The 2677-nt window shown below is 47.1% G+C and carries 4 protein-coding genes; all 4 read right to left on the bottom strand.

Features of this window, described 5'->3' with window-relative positions; all coding sequences use genetic code 11:
• Positions 1-114 precede the first annotated feature (114 nt).
• Positions 115-675, bottom strand: coding sequence for a hypothetical protein (locus tag ACN0IC_RS14915; RefSeq protein ID WP_253027467.1), 561 nt, complete (start codon positions 673-675; stop codon positions 115-117).
• 86 nt (positions 676-761) lie between these two features.
• A complete protein-coding gene (locus ACN0IC_RS14920) occupies positions 762-1493 on the bottom strand; it encodes a hypothetical protein (protein ID WP_416879563.1) in 732 nt (243 codons plus the stop codon).
• A 91-nt stretch (positions 1494-1584) separates the two neighbouring features.
• The gene (locus ACN0IC_RS14925) at positions 1585-2190 is read right to left on the bottom strand and encodes a hypothetical protein (RefSeq protein WP_253027463.1); all 606 of its coding nucleotides are present in this window, start codon (positions 2188-2190) and stop codon (positions 1585-1587) included.
• Positions 2191-2286: 96 nt separating this feature from the next.
• Positions 2287-2622, bottom strand: coding sequence for a hypothetical protein (locus tag ACN0IC_RS14930; RefSeq protein ID WP_416879564.1), 336 nt, complete (start codon positions 2620-2622; stop codon positions 2287-2289).
• Positions 2623-2677 lie beyond the last annotated feature (55 nt).

Genomic DNA, 2677 nt, shown 5'->3' on the forward strand with positions numbered 1-2677 from the left:
CTCCACAATCCACTGGGCTGCTAATTGATGCACGGCTCCTCCTTTTGCGCATAACGCCAGTGGTAACGGGCGACAACAGAGCGCAGCGTAGTTGGCGTCCCGTTGACCACCTTGTTAACTTTTGAATCCGAACTGACTGTACTGGTAAGCCAAGTCCGAGTGATTTTCACGAAGCCAATTTACATCTGAATCCCAGTGGGAGACGGCAACCTCATAACCTTTTCGCGAGCGTCTCTGATTCGCAAGCATAGACAAATGGCTTCGAATCTTAGAAAACCTTTTACTGGTACCAGGCTCTCCCCACTCTTGGGCATATTGGCGAGGCACTACTGAAGGGATTTCTGCATACCAAGTAAAGTAGATGATCTCGCGCCGCAGGTGTTCAGGCAGTCCATTCGTTTTGCCGACTTTGTATCCAAAACAAGCAAGTGGTGAAAACTCATGCATGGATTTAAACGCCCCAGGGTTCTGCTGGTATTCAGCTTCAAACTGAGACAATGCTCTTTGCATGTGTTTCGGTAGCGGCTTCTGCATCTCCCGCGAGCGCCTTGCCTGTAATTCCGCATGCTTTTCAGCGTATTCTCGTTCCCTTTTCTTTTTCTCAATTTGGGAAACAATCCAGATATAGGCCGCAATGATCAGGATGACTAGTAGGAGTAGGTCCTCAAACTCCATAACTTAAAGTCTCCTTGGGGCTAGCTGGCGAAAGTTAACGCCAGAGCGCACCGGCGCACTTTAGTGCGTCCGAGTGACGCGAATTGTTATATCGCTGACTCAATGGTCTCGGGGTATACGAACCCCTGTGTTGTAGTGATTGGGACTCGGTTAGGATGACAAAACACATCATGCTTTCCTATGTTGTTGTCGGCTGTATAGGACCAATCCAGTTCCGCGATAACTTTCTTTTCATTCAGCTGCTCGATTTCACGACATTTGTCGGCCACTATATTTGTGACATTGTAGACAAACTTATACATATCAAAACCTAACTCATATACTACACCATCTAGCTTTAGGCTTGGCTTATTACAAAAAACCTCCAAATTTGCTAGCAAATCGGCGGTATAATCAAAAAGCTCCGATATGGCAGCCATCTCTTTATCTACAAATGCCTTCTTTTTGGCGTAATTTCTGTTGCTCTTTGGCAGTGAGTTCTTATCAATAAATGACTTTACGCTTTTAGCGAATGTCTCGAGAGGAATAATTAGATGCTCTGCGTGGCTAATGATCACATTCCGCTCAACATAAACTTTCAACCTAATTTCTTCCACATCGCCAACATGATGAAAATAGTTCCTGATGAGCCGAAGAATTTTGAACTCCGGAGACCCTTTAATATCGCAATCAAATTCTTCTTTGAGTCGGTCGGCAGTCGTGTGAAGGTTGTTAAGAAATGTGTAGAGCGTATTCGAATCCCTACCCTCAGTCTCCGTGAGGTCCAATAGCTCATATTGACTATGAAAGAATCGGTCTATGAATCTGTAATTTTCCATTGGTCTCTATTCGATATAACGCCAGCCAGCATGCGCGGCTACGGAATGGAGGCGAAGCCGCAATGCAGTAGGCGTCGCGTGCCTGGCCTTGTTATACACTGCTGAAAAACTTTTCTTCAGCTTCCGATACATATTTTGTGTAGTACTCAAGTCCGAGTTGAGCAACATCCAGCGGAGCAGGCCAAACTAGCTTGGCGCCTTTATGTTGCGACGGAGGGTTGTACCACTTGCTGCCATCTTTGACTGGCAGCAGTTCCACTCTGTTTGGAAGATTCTCAATGACCAATGGCTTGTTGCCGCGATACTCAACAAGCTGGCCATCTTTAATCTCTAGGCGTTCAATGTGTGTGACTCCGGGGCCACCTTCTACATACATAGAACTCGAAGCTGCCTTTTTGTCCATGTTTTCTTGAATGGAATGATGATCTGAATTTCGTGCGTGTTTCAGATACTTTAAGAGAGGGTCTTTTCTTCTCTCGTTCGCGTACTGTCCCTGCCATGGTTGGAACTTGTTTCGAATGTGCTGACAGGCTCTCTCGACTTTAATCCAGCACTTCTCAATTGCGGTGAGATAGGCCTTCCATTCGTCTTCTAGATCCTCAAGCGAGGAGGCCTGCCCCATGCGCTCGATCGCTCTTTGTGCGGCGACCAGCTCTCGCTTCGCATGGTAAAGAGGTGCTTTATCCTGCGCACTCATTTGGCCTCCTCTTCTGTATAACGCCGCGCACACCGGCGCGAGCTTGCGAGCGTCCGACAGCCGAAGGCTGTGTAGTGCTGCGCTTGGTTATGAGTTTTAGTATTGATACCAGAAAACTTCTTTGGACTGAAATGTTTCCATGTCAATGTAAATGCCTCCGTCGCCATCAAGCACACCATGGCCTTCTCTTTTGGATTGGGGTCCAATGTATATAAAACAGCCACCTTCGTCACGATATAACACACCGTCACGCGAAAGTGACTTTGACGGGATGTAGCGAATAGTCTCGGACTCCAGATCTTCGAGAACCGGGGCTATATTCTCAAGGATTTCGGAGCGATGCTGCTCATCCACACGACAATAGTTTCCTGTGCTGGCGCAACCTGCCAGGCATAGAGCCGTCAGTAGCGCTATTCCTCTATGCATACTCATAACAGTGATTATACGCCCTTCAACATAACACTATTGAGCGCGCCAGCATGATTAT

Source organism: Litorimonas sp., assembly GCA_029936425.1.
Taxonomy (GTDB): Bacteria; Pseudomonadota; Alphaproteobacteria; order Caulobacterales; family Maricaulaceae; genus Litorimonas.